This is a genomic window from Pseudomonas sp. SG20052, assembly GCF_031766055.1.
Classification (GTDB): Bacteria; Pseudomonadota; Gammaproteobacteria; order Pseudomonadales; family Pseudomonadaceae; genus Aquipseudomonas; species Aquipseudomonas mandelii.
The window spans coordinates 821,837-845,383 of the sequence record NZ_CP134498.1 but is presented as its reverse complement, the minus strand read 5'-3'; the positions used below and the strand labels follow the sequence as shown (position 1 = coordinate 845,383).

Here is a 23,547-nt window from a genome sequence, read left to right as displayed (position 1 = left end):
TCGCGATCGCGGAGTGTCAGACGCTATCAATGTCGACTGACACGCCGCGATCGCGAGCAGGCTCACTCCTACAATGAATTTTCAGCGTTCTTGAGAATTGCGCATGAACCAACTCCCGATCATCGACATCGCCCCGCTCTACAGCGCTGACCAAACCGCCTGGCAATCCGTCGCGACTCAAATCGACCGCGCCTGCCGCGACTGGGGCTTTTTCTACATCAAGGGGCATCCGGTCTCCGCGTCACGCATCCACGCCGTGCTCGACCATGCCCAACGCTTCTTCGCCTTGCCCACCGCCGAAAAGCTCAAGATCGACATCACCCAGACTCGCCACCATCGCGGCTACGGTGCCATCGCCACCGAGCAACTCGACCCGAGCAAACCCAGCGACCTGAAAGAAACCTTCGACATGGGCCTGCACCTGCCGGCCGACCACCCGCAAGTACTGGCGGAAAAACCGCTGCGCGGTCCCAACCGCCATCCCTTGATGCCCGGCTGGGAAGCGTTGATGGAGCAGCATTACATCGACATGCAGGCCCTCGCCCAAACCCTGCTGCGTGCCATGACCCTGGCGCTGAACATCGAGCGCGACTTCTTCGACACGCGCTTCAATGAACCGGTCAGCGTGCTGCGGATGATCCATTATCCGCCGCGCCATACCGCCAGCTCCGAGGAGCAGCAAGGCGCCGGCGCCCACACCGATTACGGCTGCATTACCCTGCTGTACCAGGACGCCGCCGGTGGCCTGCAAGTGCGCAACGTCAAAGGCGAATGGATCGAAGCGCCGCCGATCGAAGGCACGTTCGTGGTCAACCTCGGCGACATGATGGCCCGCTGGAGCAACGACCGTTACCTGTCGACGCCGCACCGGGTGATCAGCCCGCTGGGCGTCGATCGTTACTCGATGCCGTTCTTCGCCGAACCACACCCCGATACGCCCATTGAATGCCTGCCCGGTTGCCAGGACGAATCGCACCCGGCGAAGTACCCGGCCACTACCTGCGCTGAATTCCTGCTCTCGCGCTTCGCCGACACCTACGCCTATCGACGGGAACAGGCCGTGGTGTGATGAACCGGCTGGTCAGGTTTTGCTAATTGTTTCTACGGGCATCTGTAGAATGCTCGCCATCTGCACCTGATGAGAAAAGACTATGTACGACTGGCTGAACGCCCTGCCCAAGGCAGAACTGCACCTGCACCTCGAGGGTTCGCTTGAGCCCGAGTTGCTGTTCGCCCTGGCCGAACGCAACAAGATCGCCCTGCCGTGGAGCGATGTAGAAACCCTGCGCAAGGCGTATGCCTTCAACAACCTGCAAGAGTTTCTCGACCTGTATTACCAGGGCGCCGACGTGTTGCGCACCTCGCAGGATTTCTACGACCTGACCTGGGCCTACCTGTTGCGTTGCAAGGCGCAGAACGTGATTCACACCGAACCGTTCTTCGACCCGCAGACCCACACCGACCGTGGCATCCCGTTTGAAGTGGTGCTCAACGGCATCGCGGCGGCGCTCAAGGATGGCGAGCAGCAACTGGGCATCACCAGCGGTTTGATCCTGAGCTTCCTGCGCCACCTGAGTGAAGACGAAGCGCAGAAAACCCTCGACCAGGCGCTGCCGTTTCGCGAAGCGTTTGTGGCCGTCGGCCTGGACAGCTCGGAGATGGGCCACCCGCCGAGCAAGTTCCAGCGTGTGTTTGATCGTGCCCGCCACGAAGGCTTCCTGACCGTCGCCCACGCCGGTGAAGAAGGCCCGCCTGAGTACATCTGGGAAGCCATTGACCTGCTGAAAATCCAGCGCATCGACCATGGCGTGCGCGCCATCGAAGACGAGCGTTTGATGCAGCGGATCATCGACGAGCAGATCCCGCTGACCGTGTGCCCGCTGTCCAACACCAAGCTCCGGGTGTTCGATCACATGTCCCAGCACAACATCCTCGACATGCTTGAGCGTGGCGTGAAAGTGACCGTGAACTCGGATGACCCGGCGTACTTTGGCGGGTATGTGACCGAGAACTTCCATGCGCTGTACACCGACCTGGGCATGACCCAGGATCAGGCCAAGCGTTTGGCGCAAAACAGCCTGGATGCGCGGTTGGTAAAACCATAAGCCTTAGCGCAGAACCCCTGTGGGAGAGTCTTTGTTGCAGGCTCACTCCCACAGTCTCTGTGTTCAGCCAGCTAGCGATTCAGTCAATCAAACAGCTCTAAAGCGCCATTTCCAGCTCGGTTTCCTTGGCGAATCGATGGATCTCCCGCTGCCCCGCGGCCGTGATCTGCAAGGCGCGCGAATCATTGGGCAGGCTCAGCCAGCCGGACTGCATGAACAGCTGCAACAATGCAGCGCCCAGCGAACCGCCCATGTGCGGGCGTCTTTCGCTCCAGTCGGGACACGCACAGGCCACTCGACTGTTGCGATGAGCCAGGGCCTGGATGAACACCCCGCGCGAGGCCAGTTGTGTGGAACCCTTGTGGGTGATCATGACGCGCTGTTCGAACTGCTCGATCCAGCCGGCATCCAGCAGTCGCTGGTAAAGATCGGCGGCCAGGGTGCCTCCCAAATGGTCGTCGCACAGTCGGGCCCGCAACAACGACGATGGCGCCGCCTGAGGTTTGGCAATGGGGCTGGTGCGTTTGAAGACGTCCGGGAGGGGCTGCGGCGTGCTGGCCAGCGTCGCGCTGGCCAATGCTTCGATTGCCGCGCCCACTTCAGGCGCGGCCAGGCGGAAAAAGCGTTTGCGCCCACGGATTTCGACTTTCAACAGACCTCCGGCGGACAAACGCCCCAGGTGTGCACTGGCCGAAGACGGTGACAGGCCGGCCAATAGCGCCAGCTCTTCGGTCTGCCGCGCCGAGCCATCCATCAAGGCCCACATCATTGCGCTGCGCTTGGGGTCAGCCAGCAACGTGGCGATCTGGCTGATGCAAGGTGCATGTTCCATGTATTCACTCCCTGTTGAATCGTTTCGTCTGCTGCTCAGAGACATCTTGACCAGTAATGTGTCGTCGGCCAAGACGCGGAAACCGCCATAAGCCGGGCAAAGCCCCTTCTCCCCCACGCCATTGCTTCGCAGGTGCGCCGAAGGTCGGATGCTTGACCGTGAGGCCATCGCCATCGCGAGGTCGACGGTGCGTACATGAGGCGGGCGCTAGTATAAGCGGGTTAACCGCCGGTTCCTGCCCTTGGGAAAGCGCGGGTGGTGATAGTTCCTGACAGAAATTTCGCTATTTGCCTGCGACTAATGATCGATGCCCGATATTGTCGGAAATTGACTGCCTAAAAGAGCGCATCGGCTGGCAAGCATTTCCCGTAGAAGGTTCACCGGCTTACTCAATTGTGCGCGATGGGCGCACAGCAAATTCAGCGGTGCGCGCTCACAGAGCAACTCCGGCATCAGCACTTTCAACCGGCCGGCGAGCACATCGGCGGCGACATCGAGCCAGGACTTGTAAGCAATCCCGGCCCCCGCCACTGCCCACAGCCGCACGACATCGGCGTCGTCACTGAAGCGATCGCCGCTGACGGTCAGCCCGACTTCGCGCTTGCCGTCGTGGAAACTCCAGTGGTCATGGACCCGGCTACCGAGCATGAACAACAAACAATTGTGCTGCGCCAGTTGTTCCAGATGCCGCGGCTCGCCGTGCCTGGCCAGATAACTTGGCGCGGCGCAGAGCACTCGGCGGTTCTGCGCCGCGATGGGCAGTGCCACCAGGCTTGAGTCTTCCGGCTCGCCGTAACGCAGGGCAATGTCCACCGGTTGGCGGAACAGGTCGGCGATGCGGTCCCCCAGCAACAGGCGCACGGTCAGTTTAGGGTGCTCGCGCTGGAACTCGTCGAGCCACGGCAGCAACAGGTTGCGGCCAAAGTCCGACGGTGCCGACAACTGCAGAATCCCGCTGACCTGATCCTGACCGCTGGCCAGTAAGCGACGACCCTCGTCGAGATTGCTCAGGGCGGCCCGGGCATATTCCAGAAAGCCCTCACCTTCGGCGGTCAGACGCAAACTGCGGGTGGAGCGCGCCAACAAGCGCGCGCCGAGTTGCTGTTCGATGCGCTTCAACGCCGCACTGGCCACCGCCGCCGACATGTCCATCACCCGAGCCGCCGCCGACAGACTCCCCAGGTCCGCAGCCCGGACGAATAACTGCAAGTCATCGAAACGCAGCATTCTCAGCCCCGATTATCAAAAAAATATTGAAAGAGACTGCTCTTTTAGCGGGTTTTATCTTCCAGAGAAATAGCCAATCATCTGTCCCATCGAAATCAACCCGTTTGCGGAGCGACCATGTCCCAGCCTTTCACCGCCATTGCCACCCTCATTGCCAAACCCGGCCAGCAAGACGCCCTCGAACAACACCTGCGTGCGCTGGTGGAACCGACCCGCGCCGAGGCCGGTTGCGGCCAATACGATTTGCATCAGGACCTGGCCAATCCACTGGCGTTCTACATGATTGAACACTGGAGCAGCGACGAAGCCCTGCAAGCCCATGACGCCAGCGCCCATGTACAGAACTTCCGCGCCAAGGCCGGCGACTTTCTCGAGCACTTCGACCTCAAGCGCCTGCGCACCGTGGCTTGATCCCTTCATCTATTACTGTTCAGGAGCCGCACATGAAAGCCATCGCCTACTACACCTCGTTGCCGATCAGCGACGCCAATGCCCTGCAAGACATCGAACTGCCAGAACCGGTTGCCGGTCCGCGCGACCTGCTGGTGGAAGTCAAAGCCATCTCGGTGAACCCGGTCGACACCAAGGTCCGCCAGAACGTCCAGCCTGAAGGCGGCGCGGCGAAAGTGCTGGGTTGGGACGTGGCCGGTGTGGTCAAGGCTGTCGGCAGCGAAGTCACGCTGTTCAAGGCTGGCGACAAGGTGTTTTACGCGGGCTCTATCGCCCGTGCGGGGGGCAATAGCGAATTGCACGTGGTGGATGAACGCATCGTCGGCCATATGCCGAAAACCCTCGGTTTCGCCGAAGCCGCCGCACTGCCGCTGACCGCCATCACCGCCTGGGAATTGCTCTTCGAACGCCTGCAAGTGCGCGAAGGTAAAACCGATGAAGGCCAGAGCCTGCTGATCGTCGGCGCGGCGGGCGGCGTAGGGTCGATCCTCACGCAACTGGCCAGCCAACTCACCGGGCTGAAGGTCATCGGCACCGCTTCCCGTGCGCAAACCCAGAGCTGGGTACGCGAACTGGGCGCCGATCTGGTGATTGATCACAGCCAGCCGTTGAGTGAAGAACTCAAACGCGCAGGCGTGGACAATGTGACCCACGTCGCCAGCCTGACCCAGACCGATCATCACCTGGATCAACTGGTCGAGGCATTGGCGCCACAAGGCAAACTGGCGCTGATTGATGATCCGAAAGCGCTGGACGTGACCAAACTCAAGCGCAAGAGCCTGTCGCTGCACTGGGAATTCATGTACACCCGCTCGCTGTTCGAAACGGCGGACATGATCGAGCAGCACAACTTGCTCAACCGCGTGGCCGGGCTGATCGACACCGGGACGCTGAAAACCACGGTCGGCGAGCACTTCGGGACTATCAACGCGGCCAACCTGCGACGCGCCCATGAGCTGCTGGAAAGCGGCAAGGCCAAGGGCAAGATTGTGCTCGAAGGGTTCTGAAACAGATTGAGACAAGTGTCGTCCGGATGGACGACACCGTCAGTCCGAGAATTGACCCATGTCACAATTACGATCGTATTCGGGTCTACAATTGAAACCTCTGCGATGCAATCTTTTACGCAACATCTTTTAAGAGAGGAGAGTTCAGCAATGAAGATCCTGATTAAAGAAGTGGCTAAATCCCAGTGGCAGGTTCGTCTGGACCAACACGCTGTTACGTTCCGCAGCGAAGCTGAAGCGCTAGCCTTCACCAAGACCCTTGAAGCGCGATTGCTCGCGCCCCATCAAATTCCCGACCACCAACAACAGCGCGCCGCTGGCTGAGTCCGCCCTCAGACCTGGGTTTGCGCCAATGCCCGGGCATTTTGCAAACGCCGGGTGAGCATCGCCGCGCTCACCACCAGAATCCCGCACAGGCTGATGACCATGGCCATCGGCACGGCGCTGCCATCGTGTAAAACACCGACCAATGCAGCCGCTCCGGCGGCGACGCTGAATTGCAGGCACCCGAGCATCGCCGACGCACTGCCGGCGCGAGCGCCCTGCCCGTTCATGGCGCAGGCCGAGGCATTGGGGAGGATGCAACCGAGGCTGGCGATGCAGATAAACAGCGGAATCAGCAGCGGCCATAACTGTTCGGTGTGCAGCGCACTGACGGCAAGCAGCGTCAGGCCCGCCCCCAGGTAAATCCACACGGTACGCACCAGCAGAAATGCCGGGCCACGCTTGGCCAGCAGTCGTGCGTTGACCTGCGCCACCAGAATGAAACCCGCCGCGTTGGTCCCGAACAGCCAGCCGAAATGCTCGGCCGGGACCCCGTAGAGTTTGATGAAGACGAACGGCGAACCGGCGATGTAGGCAAACATCCCGGCAATGGCGATACCGCCAGTCAAGGCGTGGCCGAGGTAGACCGGATCCGACAACAGCCGACCGTACTGACGCAACGCCCCCGACAGCGGTTGACGCGGTACGTGGGCCGGCAGGCTTTCCGGCAACCCGATTGCCACGGCCAGCCCTGCCAGCGCACTGAATCCGGTCAGCACCAGGAAGATCGACTGCCAGCCGGTGGTGTTGACCAGCAGTCCACCGAGCATGGGCGCGAGAATCGGTGCCAGGCCCATCACCAGCATCAATTGCGAAAAGACTTTCGCCGAGCCCACCGCATCGCATTTGTCACTGACCACCGCACGGGCGATCACCATCCCGGCGCAACCACCGAGGGCCTGGATGAATCGCGCGCCGATCAACCATTCCAGATTTGGCGCAAACGCACAGGCCAGGGACGCCGCGGTGAACAACCCGACGCCTGTCAGCAACGGAATCCTTCGCCCGAAGCGATCCGCCACCGGTCCGTATGCCAGTTGACCCAGGGACAGGCCCAGGAAGTACGCGGCCAGGGTCAGCTGGACGTGTTTCTCATCGGTACCGAACGCGAGTGCCATCGCCGGGAACGCCGGCAGATAGAAATCGATTGCCAGCGGACCGAAAGCGCTCAGGGCGCCAAGAATCAAAATGGTACGGAAGTTCATCAGGCATCCAGTTGGGCATGGGTCGGCAGCCCGACAGTCTAGCCGCGCATGGACGCCTTGAACATTCCGATAGCTCGCTAACTATTAAATATCATTGAATAAATATAAAACCTGCAGGAGCGAGCCTGCTCGCGATAGCGCAGTGCCAGTCAACATCAACGCTGAATGACACACCGCTATCGCGAGCAGGCTCGCTCCTACAGGGGATTGTGCCTGGGCTTAAGCGAGTTTGGCGTCGTAGCCTTCTTCCGTGATCGCTGCGATCACTTGCTCGGTCGCCAGCGCGCTTTCCACACCGACTTCCCCGGCTGCCAGATCGACCCGCACGCTGGCCGCAGGATCCTTGGCTTGCAGCGCCTGGGTAATGGCTTTGACGCAGTGACCGCAGGACATGCCTTGAACGTTGAACACTTGCATGGTGTGGCTCCTTTTATGAGGTTGCGAGCAGTCTCGGGCTTGCCACCATGGCAAGGTCAAGTTCTGCCGAAATCTGCCGGGCTGGCAATCGGTGTCGCGCTCGGCCAAGCTGCGTGCATCAATGACTCGACTTCAGGAGATTCAGCCATGCGCTGGTCAGCTCTCAGCCTGTTTGGCTTCCTCAGCCTATTTGCCGCGACACCTTCGGTTCAAGCCGCCGGGGAGGACTATGGCGTACTGATCATTTCTCGCGAGCGCCTCGAAGTCGCGACCTCCTGCGAGATCGGCGTCTACATCCAGGACCAACTGTCGGCGCGGCTGTTCCAGGAACAAAGCACCTCGTTCAACCTGCCGCCGGGCACTGTGTCCCTGCGCCTCAAACTGCTGCCGGGCCAGGCACCGGGTTGCAACCCGGGCATGCTCGCACCGGGTTCGCAGAACATCACGCTCAAGGCGGGGGACGTGTTGAAGTTCCGGATTGCGATGACGCAGGAAGGGATGTACCTGAAGCCCACCGCTCTCGACTACTAATCGCCACACCGATCGTTCCCACGCTCTGCCGGGGGGAACACTTCAACGGACGCTCTGCGTTGGGCTTTTAAATGGGACGCGGAGCGTCCCGGCTGCATTTCCACGCAGAGCGTGGGAACGATCAGGTGCCGGTCTTTTGATCTGAGACATGGCGCTTGACCTTGCCAGCATGGCAAGGTTGATCCTGTAGACATCTTCTACAGGGAGCGCGACCGATGTCCGAATCCACTACGTTCGATCTGCCGATTGCCGGCATGACCTGCGCCAGTTGCGCGGGGCGTGTCGAGCGTGCCTTGAGCAAAGTCATCGGCGCTTCTGCCGTCAGCGTCAACCTCGCCACCGAGCAGGCGCGGGTCCAGGCGCCCGGCGACAGCCTGCCGGCCTTGATCGACGCGGTGCAGCAGGCCGGCTACAGCGTGCCGCAGCAAAGTCTGGAGTTGAGCATCGACGGCATGACCTGCGCTTCCTGCGTCGGCCGCGTCGAACGGGCGCTGGCCAAAGTGCCCGGGGTGAAAAGCGTCAGCGTCAACCTGGCGAACGAACGGGCGCATCTGGAACTGCTCGGACACATCGATCCGCAAACCTTGATCGCCGCGGTCACCAAAGCCGGTTACAGCGCCAGCGTCTGGGAAGTCGAACACCCGCAAACCGATCAGCAACAGCAGCGCCTGCACCGTGAGCGCTGGGCGTTGATCATGGCGATCGCCCTCGCCCTGCCGCTCGTGTTGCCAATGCTCCTGCAACCGTTTGGCGTGCACTGGATGCTCCCGGCCTGGGTGCAATTCGCGCTGGCCACGCCGGTGCAGTTCATTTTCGGCGCACGTTTTTATGTGGCCGCCTGGAAGGCCGTGCGCGCCGGGGCTGGCAACATGGATTTGCTGGTCGCCCTCGGTACCAGCGCCGGCTATGGCTTGAGTCTTTATGAATGGGCCACGGCGGCCGGGCGCATGCCTCATCTATATTTCGAAGCCTCGGCGGTGGTGATTGCCTTGGTGTTGCTGGGCAAATACCTGGAAAGCCGTGCCAAGCGCCAGACCGCCAGCGCCATCCGCGCCCTCGAAGCCTTGCGCCCGGAACGCGCTATTCAGGTGATCGACGGCCGCGAGCAGGACGTTGCCATCAGCGCCTTGCGCCTAAACGACCTGGTCATGGTCAAACCCGGCGAACGCTTCCCGGTGGACGGTGAAGTGGTCGAAGGCCAGAGCCACGCCGACGAAGCGCTGATCAGCGGCGAAAGCCTGCCGGTGCCCAAGCAACCCGGTGACAAGGTCACGGGGGGTGCCATCAATGGCGAAGGCCGGTTGCTGGTTCGCACTCAAGCGTTGGGGGCGGAAACCGTGCTGGCGCGAATCATCCGTCTGGTCGAAGACGCCCAGGCCGCCAAAGCGCCGATTCAGAAGCTGGTGGATAAAGTCAGTCAGGTATTTGTGCCTACCGTTCTGTTGATCGCGTTGGCGACGCTGATTGGCTGGTGGTTGTACGGCGCGCCGATTGAAACCGCGTTGATCAACGCCGTCGCCGTGCTGGTCATCGCCTGCCCTTGCGCACTCGGGCTGGCCACGCCGACCGCGATCATGGCCGGCACCGGCGTCGCGGCCCGCTATGGGATTCTGATCAAGGACGCCGAAGCGCTCGAACGCGCTCATGAAGTCAGCGCCGTAGTGTTCGACAAGACCGGCACGCTGACCTCGGGTTCGCCGCGAATCGCTCATCTGAGTGCCATTAACGGTGACGAAGCTGCCCTGCTGCAAATGGCCGGCGCCCTGCAACGCGGCAGTGAACACCCGCTGGCCAAGGCGGTTCTGGACGCCTGCGCCGAACGGGTTTTGACCGTGGCCGACGTCAGCGACAGTCAATCGCTGACCGGTCGCGGCATCGCCGGCACGCTCGACAGCCGTCGTTTGGCCTTGGGTAATCGCAGGCTGCTGGAAGAAAGCGGTTTGAGCGCAGGGGATCTGGCCGACTCCGCAACCGCGTGGGAAACCGAAGGCCGCACCCTCTCCTGGTTGATCGAACAAAGCCCCGAGCCAAAGGTACTGGGCCTGATCGCGTTCGGTGACACCCTCAAACCCGGCGCGCTGCACGCGGTGCAACAGCTCAGCGCACGCCACATCAGCAGCCACTTGCTGACCGGCGACAACCGCGGCAGTGCCAAAGTGGTTGCCGAAGCGCTGGGCATTACCAATGTCCACGCCGAAGTCTTGCCGGCAGACAAAGCCGCCACCGTCGCCGAACTGAAAAAAACCGGCGTGGTGGCGATGGTCGGCGACGGCATCAACGACGCCCCGGCCCTGGCGGCCGCCGACATCGGCATCGCCATGGGCGGTGGCACCGACGTTGCCATGCACGCGGCCGGCATCACCCTGATGCGCGGCGATCCACGACTGGTGCCCGCCGCGCTGGAAATCAGCCGCAAGACCTACGCAAAGATCCGGCAAAACCTGTTCTGGGCGTTCGTCTATAACCTGATCGGCATTCCGCTGGCAGCGTTCGGCTTCCTCAACCCGGTGCTGGCCGGCGCGGCGATGGCGCTGTCCAGCGTCAGCGTGGTGAGCAATGCGTTACTGTTGAAAACCTGGAAACCCAAGGACCTGGAGGACAATCGATGAACATCGGCCAAGCAGCGCGGCACAGCGGCCTGAGCGCGAAGATGATTCGTTATTACGAGTCCATCGGCTTGCTGAAGGCCGCCCACCGCACCGACAGCGGCTACCGCATTTATGGCGACGATGACCTGCACACGCTGGCGTTCATCAAACGCTCCCGGGACTTGGGGTTTTCGCTGGAAGAAGTGGGAAAGTTGCTGACCCTCTGGCAGGACCGCCAACGGGCCAGCGCCGACGTGAAAGCCCTGGCCCGCCAGCACATCGACGAGCTGAACCAGAAGATCCGCGAGTTGGGTCAGTTGCGCGACACCCTGCAGGACCTGGTCGAACACTGTCAGGGCGACCATCGCCCCGATTGTCCGATCCTCAAGAACCTGGAGTCGGGCTGCTGCGCGTCACCCGTTCGCCCCTGATCGCGAGCACCTTCACCACCAGCAACGTGGTCAGGGGAACGCCGTGGAACAGCAGCACCACGGCCCCCGGCGTCCACCACGAATAGAACGGCGCGGCGATCAACATGCCGACCCCGAAACCGGTCATTTGCAGCAGTGTCAGCAAGCTGAAGATCGGCAGGCGCAGGCTGTCCGGTTCACGTTGCAGACGCGACATCAGGCCGACCTCAGAGAAGCCGTCACCCAATCCGGCCTGTAACGAGAACAACAGCAAACCGTAGAGGGTCTGCTGCTGGAACATCAGGATAAAACCGCAGGACATCAGCAATACCCCGAAGAAAAATCGCCGCTCCAGGTGTGCATTGTCCGACCCTTTCAGGCGACTGGCGATTCGCGCGCCGATCAGCTTTCCGCACGCCCAGACGGCCAGCATCAGGCCCAGCGTGGTACTGGCCGACTCGGGCGTCAGTAGCCGGGAAATGATCGGAAAGCCGACGTTGTGCGCCGCGCTGCCCAAGGTGTCGGCCATGGTCACGGCGAGCATCGCGGCCACCACGGGCGTACTGCGCAAGCCTTGGCGCAAAGCGTGCCACTCACTACGAGGCTGGGTTGGTTCGGGATCGGGTGCTGGTCGGGAAAACCGCAACGGCAGGATGAACAACGCGGCCAGCAGATAAGTGACCACGTTCAATGCGAACACCGTTTCAAAGCCGAAGGCCGCCACCAACAGTCCTGCCACCAGGCTCCCACCGACCATGGCCGCCGACGAGGCCGAGGTGATCCAGGCGTTGGTCTTGAGCAAGTGCTCGCCTTCGATCAGGTGCGGCAACTGGCTGTTGAGGCCGATGGCGAACATTGAGTTGCCGAACCCCAGGCCGAACGCGATCAACGGTAAAAGCAGCGCTTGCTGGGCGACCGGCAGCACCAGCAACAGGCCCAACAACCCTGCGCGCAGCAAATCAAAGGCAATCAGCGGCATGCGCCCGGCCCAGCGGCGATAGAACGAGGTTCCGATCAAGCTGGCGAAAACCCCTCCGCCCACCCGGCTGGCGAGGAAAATGCCAACGCTCATGGCGCTGTTGCTGAGCAGGTAGACGTAAGTGGCCAGGGCGACCATGTTGAGAAAGGCGCCGAAGTCCGAGACCAGACGGGCCGCGATGATCAGCTGGGCATTGCGGGTGGAGGGGTTCACATTCAGTCCTTGAGTGTGGGAGTCGCAGGGAACAATCCACTGTAGGCGCGAGCAGGCTCACTCCCACAAATGATCTCCAGTGTTTAGGGATCAGCATTTACAAAAAACCCGGCCGAAGCCGGGTTTTCGTTAACCGATCACTGCATCCACGGCGGAGGCGGTTCTTCGGTTTTGCCCGGTGGCGCGTCATCTGCCGCGCGCACCGCCTGTTTACGCTCTTCATCCAGGCGTGCCGCCTCGATTTCGCGTATGACACCGCCGACGTCGGCCAATTCTTCCGGTTCGTCGAACTCGCCCGTCAACACGCTGGCCGGGTGCAAGGTGCCGGCTTCGTACAGCGCCCACATTTCCTTGGCGTATTTGGTCTTTTTCAACTCTGGCGCAAACCGGCCGAAGTAAGACGCCATGTTGCCCACGTCCCGCTCCAGCATGCTGAACGCGTGGTTGTTGCCCGCCGCGTCTACCGCTTGCGGCAAGTCGATGATCACCGGGCCCGTCGGGGTCAACAGCACGTTGAACTCGGACAGGTCACCGTGCACCAGACCGGTACACAGCATCAGCACGATCTGCGAAATCAGGAACGCGTGATATTCGCGCGCCTGGTCCGGCTCCAGCACCACGTCGTTCAGACGCGGCGCGGCATCGCCGTACTCGTCGGCCACCAGCTCCATGAGCAGTACGCCTTCGAGGAAGTCATACGGTTTGGGCACCCGAACACCGGCACCGGCCAGACGGAACAGCGCCGCCACTTCGGCGTTCTGCCAGGCGTCTTCGGTTTCTTTCTTGCCGAATTTCGAGCCTTTGGCCATCGCTCGAGCCTGGCGGCTGTTGCGCACCTTGCGGCCTTCCTGATATTCGGCCGCCTGACGGAAACTGCGTTTATTCGCCTCCTTGTAGACCTTCGCGCAACGTAGCTCGTTACCGCAGCGCACCACATAAACAGCTGCTTCTTTACCACTCATGAGTGGGCGCAGCACCTCGTCGACCAGACCGTCCTCGATCAGGGGTTCAATGCGTTTTGGAGTCTTCATCAGCTTTTATTGTGGGTCCTTTATTACCAAACACGCGAAAGTCATTCGTTATACGGCAATCCACTCGTTCGGGGGAGGGGTTGCCGACCTATGAACGTCGTGATGCACACAATGTGCCGAATTAATCGGCCAACTCCTTTCGGTCGTCATCGGCCGCCCGAGATCATAGCTGAGCCTGCACCCCTGTGTGGCGAAGGGGTGCGAGGGCATTTGCGACAGAAGCTGACACCTTAATTCACACCCTTCGTAGGATATTTCTCACAAAGCCTCAATTTCCCATTAATTCAGCCGAAGTCCTCAGTGACAGAGTGATTTGTCCGACAATCGTTCCGACCACAAAAACGATGGCGCGCTCAGGGATCCGGGTTGATCAAATACGTTTACGGCTGCCAATAATCCGCGAGTCATCTGCACTGCGTGGGCCTACAAGAAAAATCTGGAGCGCGGATGAACATCAAACAGAAGTTGACCTGGGCGTTTGCAATCATCGCCTGCCTGCCCGTGGTGCTGGTCGCCACCCTCGTGGTGCTGAATCTGCGCAGTGACGCCAAGGAGAATTTCGTCGACAGCAGTGGTCGTGAAATTCGTCAGGTCAGCAACGCCATGCAATTGTTCTTCGACGGCATCAGCCAGAACGTCGACTACCTGGCCAGACAACCGCTGATCAAGAACTCCGACGACAGCCTCAAGACCTACATGAGCGCCAACGCCGAGAGCATTCCCCAGGGCGAGATGGACAAAAAGGTCTTCAGCCTCCTGCAGGACCTGGGCAACAGCCATCCGTCCTACGCCTATGCCATCCTCGGCACTGCGGCGGGCGGTTACGTGTCCTGGCCGGACGACGCGAAGCTGAACAATTACGACCCGCGCCAGCGCCCCTGGTACAAGGCGGCCCAGGCCAAGCCGGGCAAACCATTTCGCACCGAGGCCTATTACTGGGCCCAGGACGATGCGACCTACGTCAGCACCGTGCGCACCATCGACAACCAATTGGGCACCAACGGCGGCGTGGTCAGTATCGACGTGACGCTCAAGCAGCTCACCGAGATCGTCAAGCAGATCAAACTGGGTGAAACCGGCTACCTGATGCTGCTGGAAAACACCGGAACCGTGCTGGTCGATCCGAAACAACCGGAACACAACTTCAAAGCCCTGAGCAGCCTCGGCGAAGGTTATGCGCAACTGGCCAAGGCCGGCAAAGGCCTGGTGGAAGTCGAGTTGAACGGCGAACGCTACATGGCCAACGTCTGGCCGTCGGAGCAACTGGGCTGGACCTTTATCGGCCTGATCAAGCAAAACGATGTGATGAGCTCCGCGACTCAACTGACTTGGCTGATCGCAATCATCGCCGCCGTTCTGGCAGTGTTCTTCGCCATCATTGGCGCCAGTTTCGCCAGTGTCATCGTGCGACCGATCCGCAGCGTGGCCAGCGGCCTGGAAGGCATCGCCCAAGGTGAAGGCGACCTGACCAAAAACCTGGAAATCCGTGGCAGCGACGAAACCGCGCAACTGGCCAACTGGTTCAATCAGTTCCTGACGGCGATTCGTAACCTGATCCAAAGCATCGGCGGTGCCGCGACCAAGATTCTCGCCACCTCGAAGAGCTCGACTCAGGTTTCCAGCGACATGGCTGAAGCCGCCGGGCGCCAGCGTGAGGCGGTGGACATGGTGTCCACGGCGTTCCATGAAATGGTCGCCACCGCCAACGAAGTCGCGCGCTCATGCAGCCAGGCGGCAGAATCCGCCGACAGTGGCCAGCGCCAGGCGCGTCAAGGTCAGCAACAGATTGATGCGGCCGTGACCAGCGTTGATCGCCTGAGCCAGGAAATCGAACAGTCGGCGCAGTCGATGCAACAGCTCGAACGCGACAGCAACGACATCCAGTCGATCCTGGGGACCATTCGCTCGATTGCCGAACAGACCAACCTGCTGGCCCTGAACGCCGCCATCGAGGCTGCGCGGGCCGGTGAGCAAGGTCGCGGGTTTGCAGTGGTGGCGGATGAAGTCCGGGCACTGGCCAAACGCACGGCGGATTCCACGGCGGAAATCGATGGCTTGCTGGGCAACCTGGCCAAGCGCACCAGCCAAGTGACTCAACAGATGCATGCGAGCCTGGAAGTGTCGCAACAATCGGTGACCCGCATCGGTGAAGCGCGCAGCAGTTTCGGGCTTATTCGTGAGTCGGTGGATGTGATTCGCGACATGAACACGCAGATCGCCACGGCGGCGGAAGAACAGCATCAGGTCGCCGAAGACATCAACCGGCACATCAGCCAGATCCATGGCGACGCGCAGTTGGTGGCAGAACTGGCGAACTCGGCGCGCCTGGACTCGCAGAGCCTGGCCGGGCTGTCGAATGAACTGGACGGGTTGGTTCGTCGCTTCAGGACCTGAGGTCGCTGATCTAACGGGTCGAAAACCGATACCTGTGGCGAGGGAGCTTGCTCCCGCTGGAGCGCGAAGCGGTCGCAAACCGGTAAACACGGAATACCTGATACAGCGTGTTTACTGAATTGGGACCGCTTCGCGCTCCAGCGGGAGCAAGCTCCCTCGCCACAATTACTGTTTGAACAATTCACCGGGTGTGAAGCCGAACAACCCCTTGAACGCCGCAATAAACGCCGACGTCGAGTCATACCCACAAGACAGCGCGGCATGGGTCACGCTGTCGCCCTCCTCCAGCAAACTCAGCGACGACAGCAACCGCATTCGCTGTCGCCACCCGCGAAAGCTCAGCCCGGTTTCGCGCTGGAACAAGCGCATCAGCGTCTTTTCCGAGGTGCCCAGGCGTTGCGCCCATTCCTGCAACGTCACACTGAGCTCCGGACGTTCGATCAGCTCATTGCACAACCCGAGCAGCCGTTCATGACGCGGCAATGGCAGGGAAAACCCCACCTCCGGCAGATTCGCCAACTGATCCAGCAGCACATTCACCAGCCGCGTTTCCTGGCTGTCGCCCTGCGGATACTCCACCGGCAGCAAGCAAAAACGCTTGATCAGCTCCCGGGCCAGCGGCGTGACTTCCAGCACCCGACAACGCCCGTCGGCCCACTCACAGTCCTCGCGGCGCACGTAAAGGCTGCGCATTTCGGCACGCATCGAGGTCACCACCTGGTGTTCGAGGTCCGCCGGAATCCAGATCCCCCACTGCGGCGGCGCAAAGAAACTGCCCTCAGCCGTGTGCACGCCGAGAACGCCGCTGATGGCGTAGGAAAACTGCACCCAATCGTGGCGATGAGGTGGCGTCCACGACCCGGCATTCAGACTTTCCGCCCGAGCGAACAGCGGACGCGGCAACGCCTTCAGCGTCGGAATGGCCCGTTCGAGGGAAAGTTGTCCGTTAGCCGGCATTGATTGGCCTTATGTCGCAAGACGGCAGATAGGGCCGACGTTAGGCTAAGTCATCAATTCTTACAAATGTATTCGGTGGCCGTTATGCATGCCTTCAAACACCTCAAACGCGTGGTCACCGACTGGTTCTTGTGCGGCATGCTGATCGCCACGCTGCTGGCGTATTTCTTCCCGGTCTTCGGCGCCACGGGTGGCGGGATGCACGCGGAATATGTGATCAACATCGGCGTGTTCCTCGTGTTCTTCCTGCACGGGGTCAACCTCTCCAGCGAGCAGATCAGCCATGGCCTGAAGAACTGGAAGCTGCACGTAATGGTCCAGGGTTTCACCTTCATGGTGTTCCCGCTGATCTGGTTGCTGAGCGACAAGCTGCTGGGTTCGCACGTGCCTTCGCTGTTGATGCTTGGCTTCTTCTACCTCTGCGCCCTGCCGTCGACCATCTCGTCGTCTGTGGCCCTGACTGGCAGCGCGGGCGGCAACGTGCCGGCGGCGATTCTCAACGCGAGCCTGTCCAGCGTGCTGGGGATTTTCCTGACGCCGTTGCTGGTGAGCCTGGTAGTCGGCAGCGGTGCTGGCGGCATCGATCTGGGGTCGACGCTGCTCGACCTCTGCGCCATGTTGCTGTTGCCGCTGGTGCTCGGCCAACTGTTGCGGCCGATGTTCGGCAAGTTCTTCGCACGCCACAAGCGCTACACCAACATCGTCGACAAGCTGGTGATTCTGTTGCTGGTGTACTCGGCGTTCTGCAACTCGATGGTCTCGGGGATGTGGCAGCAACAGGGCAACGACGTAATTCTCAGCGCACTGATCGGCAGCGTGATCCTGCTGGCGGTCATCCTGTGGATGACTACCCGCACCGCTCGCGCACTGAAATTCAGCCCGGCGGATGAGATCGCTGCGGTGTTCTGCGCCAGCAAAAAATCCCTCGCGGCCGGTGCGCCGATGGCGGCGCTGATCTTCGGCGCCAACCCTGGCCTGGGCCTGATTCTGCTGCCGATCATGATTTATCACCCGTTGCAGTTGATCATCTGCTCGGTGATGGCCGAGAGCTACGCCAACCGCAACCGTGAACGCATTGCGCAGCAGAACGCCGAACTGATCAGCGCTCGATAATCGCCGTCACCCCTTGGCCGCCAGCGGCGCAGATCGAGATCAAGCCTCGGCCCTTGCCCGCCGCGTCGAGCAACTTCGCCAGGTTGGCGACGATGCGCCCGCCGGTCGCGGCAAACGGATGCCCGGCCGCCAGTGAACTGCCTTTGACGTTGAGGCGGCTGCGGTCGATGGAGCCCAGCGGCGCATCGAGGCCGAGACGGGTTTTGCAATACTCCGGATCTTCCCAGGCCTTCAACGTGCAGAGCACCTGCGCGGCGAAGGCTTCGTGGATTTCGTAGTAATCGAAGTCCTGCAAGGTCAGGCCATTGCGCGCCAGCAAACGGGGCACCGCGTACACCGGCGCCATCAACAGCCCTTCGGCGCCGTTGACGAAATCCACTGCCGCGGCCTCGCCGTCACGCAAATAGGCGAGGATCGGCAAGCCACGTTCCTTCGCCCATTCTTCACTGCCCAACAGTACCAGCGACGCGCCATCGGTGAGCGGCGTGGAGTTGCCCGCCGTCATCGTGCCCTTGGCGCTTTTCTCGAAGGCCGGTTTCAGCGAAGCGAGTTTTTCCAGGGTCAGGTCCGGGCGCAGGTTGTTGTCGCGGGTCAGGCCGAGGAACGGTGTCATCAGGTCGTTGTGCCAGCCTTCGGCGTAGGACGCGGCCAGGTTCCGATGGCTCTCCAGCGCCAGCTGATCCTGTTCTTCGCGGGGGATGTTCCAGGTCTGGGCCATCAACTCGCAGTGCTGGCCCATGGACAAACCGGTGCGCGGTTCGCCGTTGCGCGGGAACTCCGGTATCAAGTCCCGGGGACGCAGCTGCAGAAAGGTTTTCAGTTTGTCGCCGGTGGTCTTGGCGCGATTGGCTTGCAGCAGCACCCGGCGCAAACCTTCACTGACGCCGATCGGCGCATCCGAGGTGGTATCGACGCCACCGGCAATGCCGCACTCGATCTGTCCCAACGCAATCTTGTTCGCCACCAGCAACGCCGCTTCAAGGCCCGTGCCGCACGCCTGCTGAATGTCATAGGCCGGGGTGCCGGGGGACAACCGTGAACCGAGCACACACTCGCGCGTCAGGTTCATGTCTCGGGACAGCTTGAGGACCGCCCCCGCGACCACTTCGCCGATCCGCAGGCCATGCAGGTTGTAGCGTTCGATCAGGCCTTCGAGCGCTGCGGTGAGCATCGCCTGGTTACTGGCGGTGGCGTAAGGCCCGTTGGAGCGGGCGAAGGGGATTCGGTTACCGCCAATAATCGCGACGCGGCGCAGCTGGGTCATGAAAAGCTCCTGTCAAAAAATCAGATGTAAACACCTGCCCTGCAGGAGCGAAGCTTGCTCGCGAAGGCGCCGGCACATTCAATATCTCCTCTGAATGAAACATCGTCTTCGTGAGCAAGCTTCGCTCCTACACTGTTCAAGCGTAGGCCTTATATCGTGGATCGAACGACTGATTGCCATTCGTGGTCCACACTTTGAACCCCAGCTGCCGGAGTGCGTTCCATGTCTGACCGTTATATCGACTTCGCCAATTCCTCCATCGGCCATCGTCTGGTCGGGGCCATGGGACTGCCGTCTCCGGTACGTCTGGAGCGGTGGCAAGCAGGCCGACTGCGGCCTGTCGAGGGGGCGCTGTTGATTGGCGGCGGCCCGCTGACAGAGAAAGTCAGCGCTTTTGCCAATCGCCTGACCGATGCGATCTACAGCTACGGCACTGACCCCTCGCTGGCCACCGCGTGGATTCCCGGCCACGGCCCCAAGCTCAAAGCCGTGGTGTTCGACGCCAGTGACCTGATGCATACCGATCAGCTCAAACAGTTGCGCGAGTTCTTCCAGCCGCTGATCAAGAACCTTGATCACAGCGCGCACCTGGTGATTCTGGGGCGTGCGCCAGAGACGTTGACCGACCCGTTCGCCGCCAGCGCACAGCGTGCGTTGGAAGGTTTCAGTCGCTCGCTGGCCAAGGAATTGCGCAGCGGCGGCACCTTGCAGCTGGTCTATGTCGGTGACTGCGCCGAGGATCAACTCGAAGGGCCTCTACGGTTTTTCCTCTCGCCCAAAAGTGCGTTTGTGTCAGGCCAGGTGGTTCGTTTGAAGGCTTGCGATACGCAGGTGTCGGACTGGACTCGCCCACTGGCCGGGCGCAAGGCGCTGGTCACGGGTGCCGCGCGCGGCATTGGCGCTTCCATCGCCGAAACCCTGGCCCGTGACGGTGCCGAGGTCATCCTGCTTGACGTACCTGCGGCCAAAACCGACCTCGATGCACTCGCTGCGCGCCTCGGCGGGCGCAGCATCACCCTGGACATCTGCGCCGAAGACGCCGCCGCGCAGTTGATCGAACTGCTGCCCGACGGCGTCGACATCGTGGTCCACAATGCCGGCATCACCCGCGACAAAACCCTGGCCAACATGACCCCCGAATTCTGGGACGCGGTGCTCGCCGTCAACCTCAACGCGCCGCAAGTGCTGACCAAGGCCCTGCTCGACAGCGGCGCCTTGCATGACAACGGGCGGGTGATTCTGTTGGCGTCCATCAGCGGCATCGCCGGCAATCGCGGGCAAACCAATTACGCGGCGAGCAAGGCCGGGCTGATCGGTCTGGCCCAGGCCTGGGCGCCGCTGCTGAGTCAACGCGGCATCAGCATCAATGCGGTGGCGCCGGGGTTCATCGAAACCCAGATGACCGCGCACCTGCCGTTCGGCATCCGTGAAGCCGGGCGACGTATGAGTTCTTTGGGCCAGGGCGGCCTGCCACAAGACGTTGCCGAAGCCGTCGCGTGGCTTGCTCAGCCGGGGACCGGCGCGTTCACCGGGCAAGCGTTGCGAGTCTGCGGCCAAAGCGTCCTGGGGGCATGAACATGATCACCGATTGGCACACCCTCAACCGCCAACCGAGCCTGACGGGGCTGTACGTGAAGGCGGCAACACGGCGCAAAATCACCGGCACCACGCTGCCCGACACGGGATTGCGCTGCTGGCTCGAGGTCGATCCGAAACGCCTGGCGGCGTATCGCAAGGTCTGTGGTTTTGCCGATAACGGTTTGCTGCCGCCGACCTATCCACACATCCTGGCGTTTGCCTTGCAGATGCAATTGCTCACGGCCAAGGACTTTCCGTTCCCGCTGCTGGGGCTGATTCACCTGAGCAATCGCATTCGTGTATTGCGCCCCATGGGTGGGGTCAACCGCGTTCGGGTCAGCGTGCAGGTGCAGAACCTGCAACCCCATGCCAAGGGTGCGACGTTCGATCTGGTGACGTCGCTTGACGATCAGTTGGGGCCGTTGTGGGAAGCTGAAAGCCAGATGCTGTGCCGCGGGGTCAAGCTCGAAGGCGAACCGGTCGAGGACGTGTTGGCATCAACCCTGGAGATGACGCAAGTGGCTCGCTGGAATGCGCCGGCGGACATCGGCCGGCAGTACGCAAAAGTATCCGGGGACTACAACCCGATTCACCTGAGTGCCGCGAGCGCCAAGCTGTTTGGTTTTCCGACGGCCATTGCTCATGGGTTGTGGAACAAGGCCCGGACATTGGCAGCGTTGAGTGAGCATCTGCCCACGGCGAATGTCGAGATGGCGGTGCAGTTCAGGAAACCGGTGCGGTTGCCGAGTGAGGTGACGTTGCTGGCCAGCGCGGCGGGGTCCAGTGGGGACTTTCAGCTGCTGGGGGCGGGGGATCTTGAACATATGGTGGGACATTGGCGGCCGATTGCCTGAACCGGTTGATCATCTGTGAAATCGCCGTCGCGAGCAGGTTCGCGCCTGCAGGGGACCGCGTTTGCGAGTCGTCCGAGGCAGTGAGCCTGCTCGCGAAAAGGGCTGGCTCAGTGATTGAAGTGCGCGCTTGGCTGCGGAAACAGGTTATTGAGCGTCTCCAGCAACCGCACGTGATAGATCGGCTTGCGGAACAGGTCGAGCACCTGCAAGCGCAGCATGTCGCTGACATCCTCCATGTCTGCATGGCCGGACGTCACGATCACGGGTAAATGCTGGCGGGAGGTGTGCTCGCGCAGGCGTTTGATCAGCGACATGCCGCTTTCCTCCGGCATGCGCAGATCGGTGATCACCAGGGCGATATCAGGATGGCGGGTCAAATGATTCAGGGCGAGTTTGACCGAGGTTGCGGTAAAGCAATTGAAGCCCTCGCCCTCAAGCAGCTCCGCCAGTTCCAGCAACGCATCCTCCTCGTCATCGACCAGAAGGAGTTGTTGGCGTGGGAATGCGAGAGCGTTCATAGGGTTTTCCTGCGTTGGACTAAGCGCTGACGTTAGAACCACTCAGGCCCGTTGGCAAACGGCAACGATCAAGAAGCCGCCGCCGGCAGTACCGCCTTGATACTGTTGAAGATCGAAGTAATCGAACCCGAGATCGGCGTCATGAAGGCTGCCAGCGCGACCGCCGCCATCCCCGCGATAATGGCGTACTCAATACCCGAAGCCCCTTCGGTGTCTTTCGCCAGGTTGATGTAGAAGACGACTTCAGACTTCAGCCGCTGAACAAACTGAGTGAGGGACATGACGTTTTCTCCTTGGAGGGTGCCGGGTGTTGCATGGCCGCAACATGATTCCCCTGTGCCAGCATCAGCATTGTCGGCATTTCCCTTACCAACAACTGTAAGAACGTATTAATACTTAAGTATTAACCGGCCAATCGACGCCAAAAAACCAGGTTTGGCACGATAGCCTCTTACTTTCGTTAGATATTTTCCAAGGAGTAATGGCATTTTGATCTACCTGCGCTAACGTCAAATAGCGAAATAGTTAGAAGGTCAAAGCTGCCTGATTGCGAAGTTATCTCGTTGGACCTTACGAGTCATCAAGCAGCAGGAAAGGGAGAGCCGTGATGAACAGCCGAGTCACCATGGGTCTGGCCGGTTTTTTTCTGGTGGGTGCCATCATTGCCGGTTATTGGGGGCTGACACTGAGTCGACAACCGGCCCCCGACCCCGTCACCCCGCCGAACGCTGTCGCCACCGCACCTGTTCCGGCACCTGCGCCGGTAGACGATCCCACCCGTCAACCCGTTGTCGTGCTGCTGCGCGATGTGGCGCCCTTCGTTCAAATCACCGCCGCCGACGTGACCCTGGAAAAACTGCGCACCGCCCCGGCCGGCAGTCTGACCAGACTCGATCAGGCCATTGGTCGCACGCCGTGGCGCGCACTGACCGCAGGCACCTGGCTCAACGCTGAAAGCTTCGAAGCCGGCAGTGCATTGTCGCGAATGATCCGGCCCGATGAACGTGCGCTCGCCGTCGCGGTGGATGAAGTGATCAATGCCGGCGGGCAACTGAGCCCTGGCGATTATGTCGACGTGATGCTGTTTCTGCGTGCAGACGCCAACAACGTTCAGCCGTCGGCTCAGGTCGTCATACCCGCGTTGCGGGTGCTCGGCGTCGGCGAACAGCTGGGACTGACCAACGATGGGCGCCCGGCCAAACCGGTGCGCAGCAACGAAGAACAACTCAAGCAGGAGCCACAGCGCACCAACGCCCGTTCGGTGGTGCTCGCCGTGCCCGAGTCGCTGCTGAGCCGGCTGATGCTGGCGACCCAGGCCGGGCTGCTGCGCCTGGCCGTGCGCAGTGCCGAAGAGAAACGCCTGGCGCAATATTGGGCCGGCGAAAACGATTCAAACGCCCACCTTGCCCGGGCTGATCGCGACCTGGTGCAGTTCAGCCAACTGGCCCTCGTCGGCACACCCAAAGCACTCACCCTCGGCAGCACGGCACCGCGCAAATCAGGCGTGGAAGTCATTCGCGGCAACCAAATCTCCCAATAAACCCCCTGAG

Annotated in this window: 23 protein-coding genes and 1 pseudogene; 14 read left to right on the top strand and 10 right to left on the bottom strand. The window is 61.3% G+C overall.

What is annotated here, in order from left to right:
• Nucleotides 1-103: 103 nt before the first annotated feature.
• Together RHP74_RS03755 and RHP74_RS03750 are read left to right on the top strand one after the other, a co-directional pair.
• Nucleotides 104-1,069 (top strand): 2-oxoglutarate and iron-dependent oxygenase domain-containing protein, encoded by a 966-nt coding sequence (locus RHP74_RS03755; protein ID WP_311097903.1) that lies wholly within the window; start codon nucleotides 104-106, stop codon nucleotides 1,067-1,069.
• An 82-nt stretch (nucleotides 1,070-1,151) separates the two neighbouring features.
• Entirely contained in the window at nucleotides 1,152-2,105 is a 954-nt protein-coding gene (locus tag RHP74_RS03750) for an adenosine deaminase (RefSeq protein ID WP_010463790.1), read from the top strand.
• Nucleotides 2,106-2,202: 97 nt separating this feature from the next.
• Here the strand turns inward: RHP74_RS03750 and RHP74_RS03745 are convergent, their stop codons facing one another.
• Both RHP74_RS03745 and RHP74_RS03740 read right to left on the bottom strand, forming a co-directional pair.
• The gene (locus RHP74_RS03745; protein WP_311097901.1) at nucleotides 2,203-2,937 is read right to left on the bottom strand and encodes a helix-turn-helix transcriptional regulator; all 735 of its coding nucleotides are present in this window, start codon (nucleotides 2,935-2,937) and stop codon (nucleotides 2,203-2,205) included.
• A gap of 297 nt (nucleotides 2,938-3,234) precedes the next feature.
• The gene (locus RHP74_RS03740) at nucleotides 3,235-4,164 is read right to left on the bottom strand and encodes a LysR family transcriptional regulator (protein ID WP_010463794.1); all 930 of its coding nucleotides are present in this window, start codon (nucleotides 4,162-4,164) and stop codon (nucleotides 3,235-3,237) included.
• 117 nt (nucleotides 4,165-4,281) lie between these two features.
• Here RHP74_RS03740 and RHP74_RS03735 point away from each other — a divergent pair, with 117 nt between their 5' ends.
• The 3 genes from RHP74_RS03735 (at nucleotide 4,282) to RHP74_RS03725 (ending at nucleotide 5,945) form a co-directional block, all read left to right on the top strand.
• A complete protein-coding gene (locus RHP74_RS03735) occupies nucleotides 4,282-4,575 on the top strand; it encodes a putative quinol monooxygenase (protein WP_010463795.1) in 294 nt (97 codons plus the stop codon).
• Nucleotides 4,576-4,607: 32 nt separating this feature from the next.
• Nucleotides 4,608-5,621: a zinc-binding alcohol dehydrogenase family protein gene (locus RHP74_RS03730; RefSeq protein ID WP_077750217.1), complete on the top strand. Its 1,014-nt coding sequence runs from the start codon at nucleotides 4,608-4,610 to the stop codon at nucleotides 5,619-5,621.
• Between the two features lie 150 nt (nucleotides 5,622-5,771).
• Nucleotides 5,772-5,945: a hypothetical protein gene (locus tag RHP74_RS03725; RefSeq protein ID WP_167362270.1), complete on the top strand. Its 174-nt coding sequence runs from the start codon at nucleotides 5,772-5,774 to the stop codon at nucleotides 5,943-5,945.
• Nucleotides 5,946-5,953: 8 nt separating this feature from the next.
• On the opposite strand, the gene RHP74_RS03720 is transcribed toward RHP74_RS03725, so the two are convergent.
• Both RHP74_RS03720 and RHP74_RS03710 read right to left on the bottom strand, forming a co-directional pair.
• Nucleotides 5,954-7,150 (bottom strand): multidrug effflux MFS transporter, encoded by a 1,197-nt coding sequence (locus tag RHP74_RS03720; protein ID WP_077750216.1) that lies wholly within the window; start codon nucleotides 7,148-7,150, stop codon nucleotides 5,954-5,956.
• Between the two features lie 219 nt (nucleotides 7,151-7,369).
• A complete protein-coding gene (locus RHP74_RS03710; protein ID WP_311097894.1) occupies nucleotides 7,370-7,567 on the bottom strand; it encodes a cation transporter in 198 nt (65 codons plus the stop codon).
• 147 nt (nucleotides 7,568-7,714) lie between these two features.
• On the opposite strand from RHP74_RS03710, the gene RHP74_RS03705 reads away from it, so the two are divergent.
• The 3 genes from RHP74_RS03705 to cueR all read left to right on the top strand — a co-directional run bounded on the left by RHP74_RS03705 (nucleotide 7,715) and on the right by cueR (nucleotide 11,117).
• Nucleotides 7,715-8,098: a hypothetical protein gene (locus RHP74_RS03705; RefSeq protein WP_010463805.1), complete on the top strand. Its 384-nt coding sequence runs from the start codon at nucleotides 7,715-7,717 to the stop codon at nucleotides 8,096-8,098.
• Between the two features lie 215 nt (nucleotides 8,099-8,313).
• Complete coding sequence (locus RHP74_RS03700; RefSeq protein ID WP_200667619.1) at nucleotides 8,314-10,707, top strand: heavy metal translocating P-type ATPase; 2,394 nt, start codon at nucleotides 8,314-8,316, stop codon at nucleotides 10,705-10,707.
• On the top strand, nucleotides 10,704-11,117 hold the full coding sequence (cueR, locus tag RHP74_RS03695) for a Cu(I)-responsive transcriptional regulator (RefSeq protein WP_010463810.1): 414 nt from the start codon (nucleotides 10,704-10,706) through the stop codon (nucleotides 11,115-11,117). Before RHP74_RS03700 ends, cueR begins: the two co-directional genes overlap by 4 nt.
• Here the strand turns inward: cueR and RHP74_RS03690 are convergent.
• Both RHP74_RS03690 and RHP74_RS03685 read right to left on the bottom strand, forming a co-directional pair.
• Nucleotides 11,071-12,288: an MFS transporter gene (locus RHP74_RS03690; RefSeq protein WP_311097890.1), complete on the bottom strand. Its 1,218-nt coding sequence runs from the start codon at nucleotides 12,286-12,288 to the stop codon at nucleotides 11,071-11,073. The two genes, cueR and RHP74_RS03690, sit on opposite strands and share 47 nt — an antisense overlap.
• A 137-nt stretch (nucleotides 12,289-12,425) precedes the next feature.
• The gene (locus RHP74_RS03685) at nucleotides 12,426-13,319 is read right to left on the bottom strand and encodes a PA4780 family RIO1-like protein kinase (protein WP_010463815.1); all 894 of its coding nucleotides are present in this window, start codon (nucleotides 13,317-13,319) and stop codon (nucleotides 12,426-12,428) included.
• Nucleotides 13,320-13,766: 447 nt separating this feature from the next.
• On the opposite strand from RHP74_RS03685, the pseudogene RHP74_RS31340 reads away from it, so the two are divergent.
• Nucleotides 13,767-14,807, top strand: a pseudogene (locus RHP74_RS31340) (cache domain-containing protein); the annotation flags it as partial.
• A gap of 138 nt (nucleotides 14,808-14,945) precedes the next feature.
• On the top strand, nucleotides 14,946-15,713 hold the full coding sequence (locus tag RHP74_RS31335) for a methyl-accepting chemotaxis protein (protein WP_370655161.1): 768 nt from the start codon (nucleotides 14,946-14,948) through the stop codon (nucleotides 15,711-15,713).
• 165 nt (nucleotides 15,714-15,878) lie between these two features.
• Here RHP74_RS31335 and RHP74_RS03675 read toward each other — a convergent pair whose 3' ends face one another.
• Nucleotides 15,879-16,670, bottom strand: coding sequence for a helix-turn-helix transcriptional regulator (locus RHP74_RS03675; RefSeq protein ID WP_010463818.1), 792 nt, complete (start codon nucleotides 16,668-16,670; stop codon nucleotides 15,879-15,881).
• 84 nt (nucleotides 16,671-16,754) lie between these two features.
• Here RHP74_RS03675 and RHP74_RS03670 point away from each other — a divergent pair, with 84 nt between their 5' ends.
• Entirely contained in the window at nucleotides 16,755-17,783 is a 1,029-nt protein-coding gene (locus RHP74_RS03670; RefSeq protein WP_042932404.1) for a bile acid:sodium symporter family protein, read from the top strand.
• On the opposite strand, the gene RHP74_RS03665 is transcribed toward RHP74_RS03670, so the two are convergent.
• A complete protein-coding gene (locus RHP74_RS03665; RefSeq protein ID WP_083375122.1) occupies nucleotides 17,770-19,047 on the bottom strand; it encodes an acetyl-CoA C-acetyltransferase in 1,278 nt (425 codons plus the stop codon). The two genes, RHP74_RS03670 and RHP74_RS03665, sit on opposite strands and share 14 nt — an antisense overlap.
• 222 nt (nucleotides 19,048-19,269) lie before the next feature.
• On the opposite strand from RHP74_RS03665, the gene RHP74_RS03660 reads away from it, so the two are divergent.
• Both RHP74_RS03660 and RHP74_RS03655 read left to right on the top strand, forming a co-directional pair.
• Complete coding sequence (locus RHP74_RS03660) at nucleotides 19,270-20,622, top strand: 3-oxoacyl-ACP reductase (RefSeq protein WP_311097885.1); 1,353 nt, start codon at nucleotides 19,270-19,272, stop codon at nucleotides 20,620-20,622.
• A gap of 2 nt (nucleotides 20,623-20,624) precedes the next feature.
• Entirely contained in the window at nucleotides 20,625-21,479 is an 855-nt protein-coding gene (locus RHP74_RS03655) for a MaoC/PaaZ C-terminal domain-containing protein (protein ID WP_311100420.1), read from the top strand.
• A 107-nt stretch (nucleotides 21,480-21,586) separates the two neighbouring features.
• On the opposite strand, the gene RHP74_RS03650 is transcribed toward RHP74_RS03655, so the two are convergent.
• Nucleotides 21,587-21,997 carry a response regulator gene (locus tag RHP74_RS03650; RefSeq protein WP_010463827.1) on the bottom strand — a complete coding sequence of 137 codons (411 nt, stop codon included), beginning with the start codon at nucleotides 21,995-21,997 and terminating at the stop codon, nucleotides 21,587-21,589.
• A 68-nt stretch (nucleotides 21,998-22,065) separates the two neighbouring features.
• The gene (locus RHP74_RS03645; RefSeq protein WP_102595842.1) at nucleotides 22,066-22,278 is read right to left on the bottom strand and encodes a Flp family type IVb pilin; all 213 of its coding nucleotides are present in this window, start codon (nucleotides 22,276-22,278) and stop codon (nucleotides 22,066-22,068) included.
• A 326-nt stretch (nucleotides 22,279-22,604) separates the two neighbouring features.
• Between RHP74_RS03645 and cpaB the strand changes: the two genes are divergently transcribed.
• A complete protein-coding gene (gene cpaB, locus RHP74_RS03640; protein WP_311097883.1) occupies nucleotides 22,605-23,537 on the top strand; it encodes a Flp pilus assembly protein CpaB in 933 nt (310 codons plus the stop codon).
• The last annotated feature ends 10 nt before the right edge of the window (nucleotides 23,538-23,547 follow it).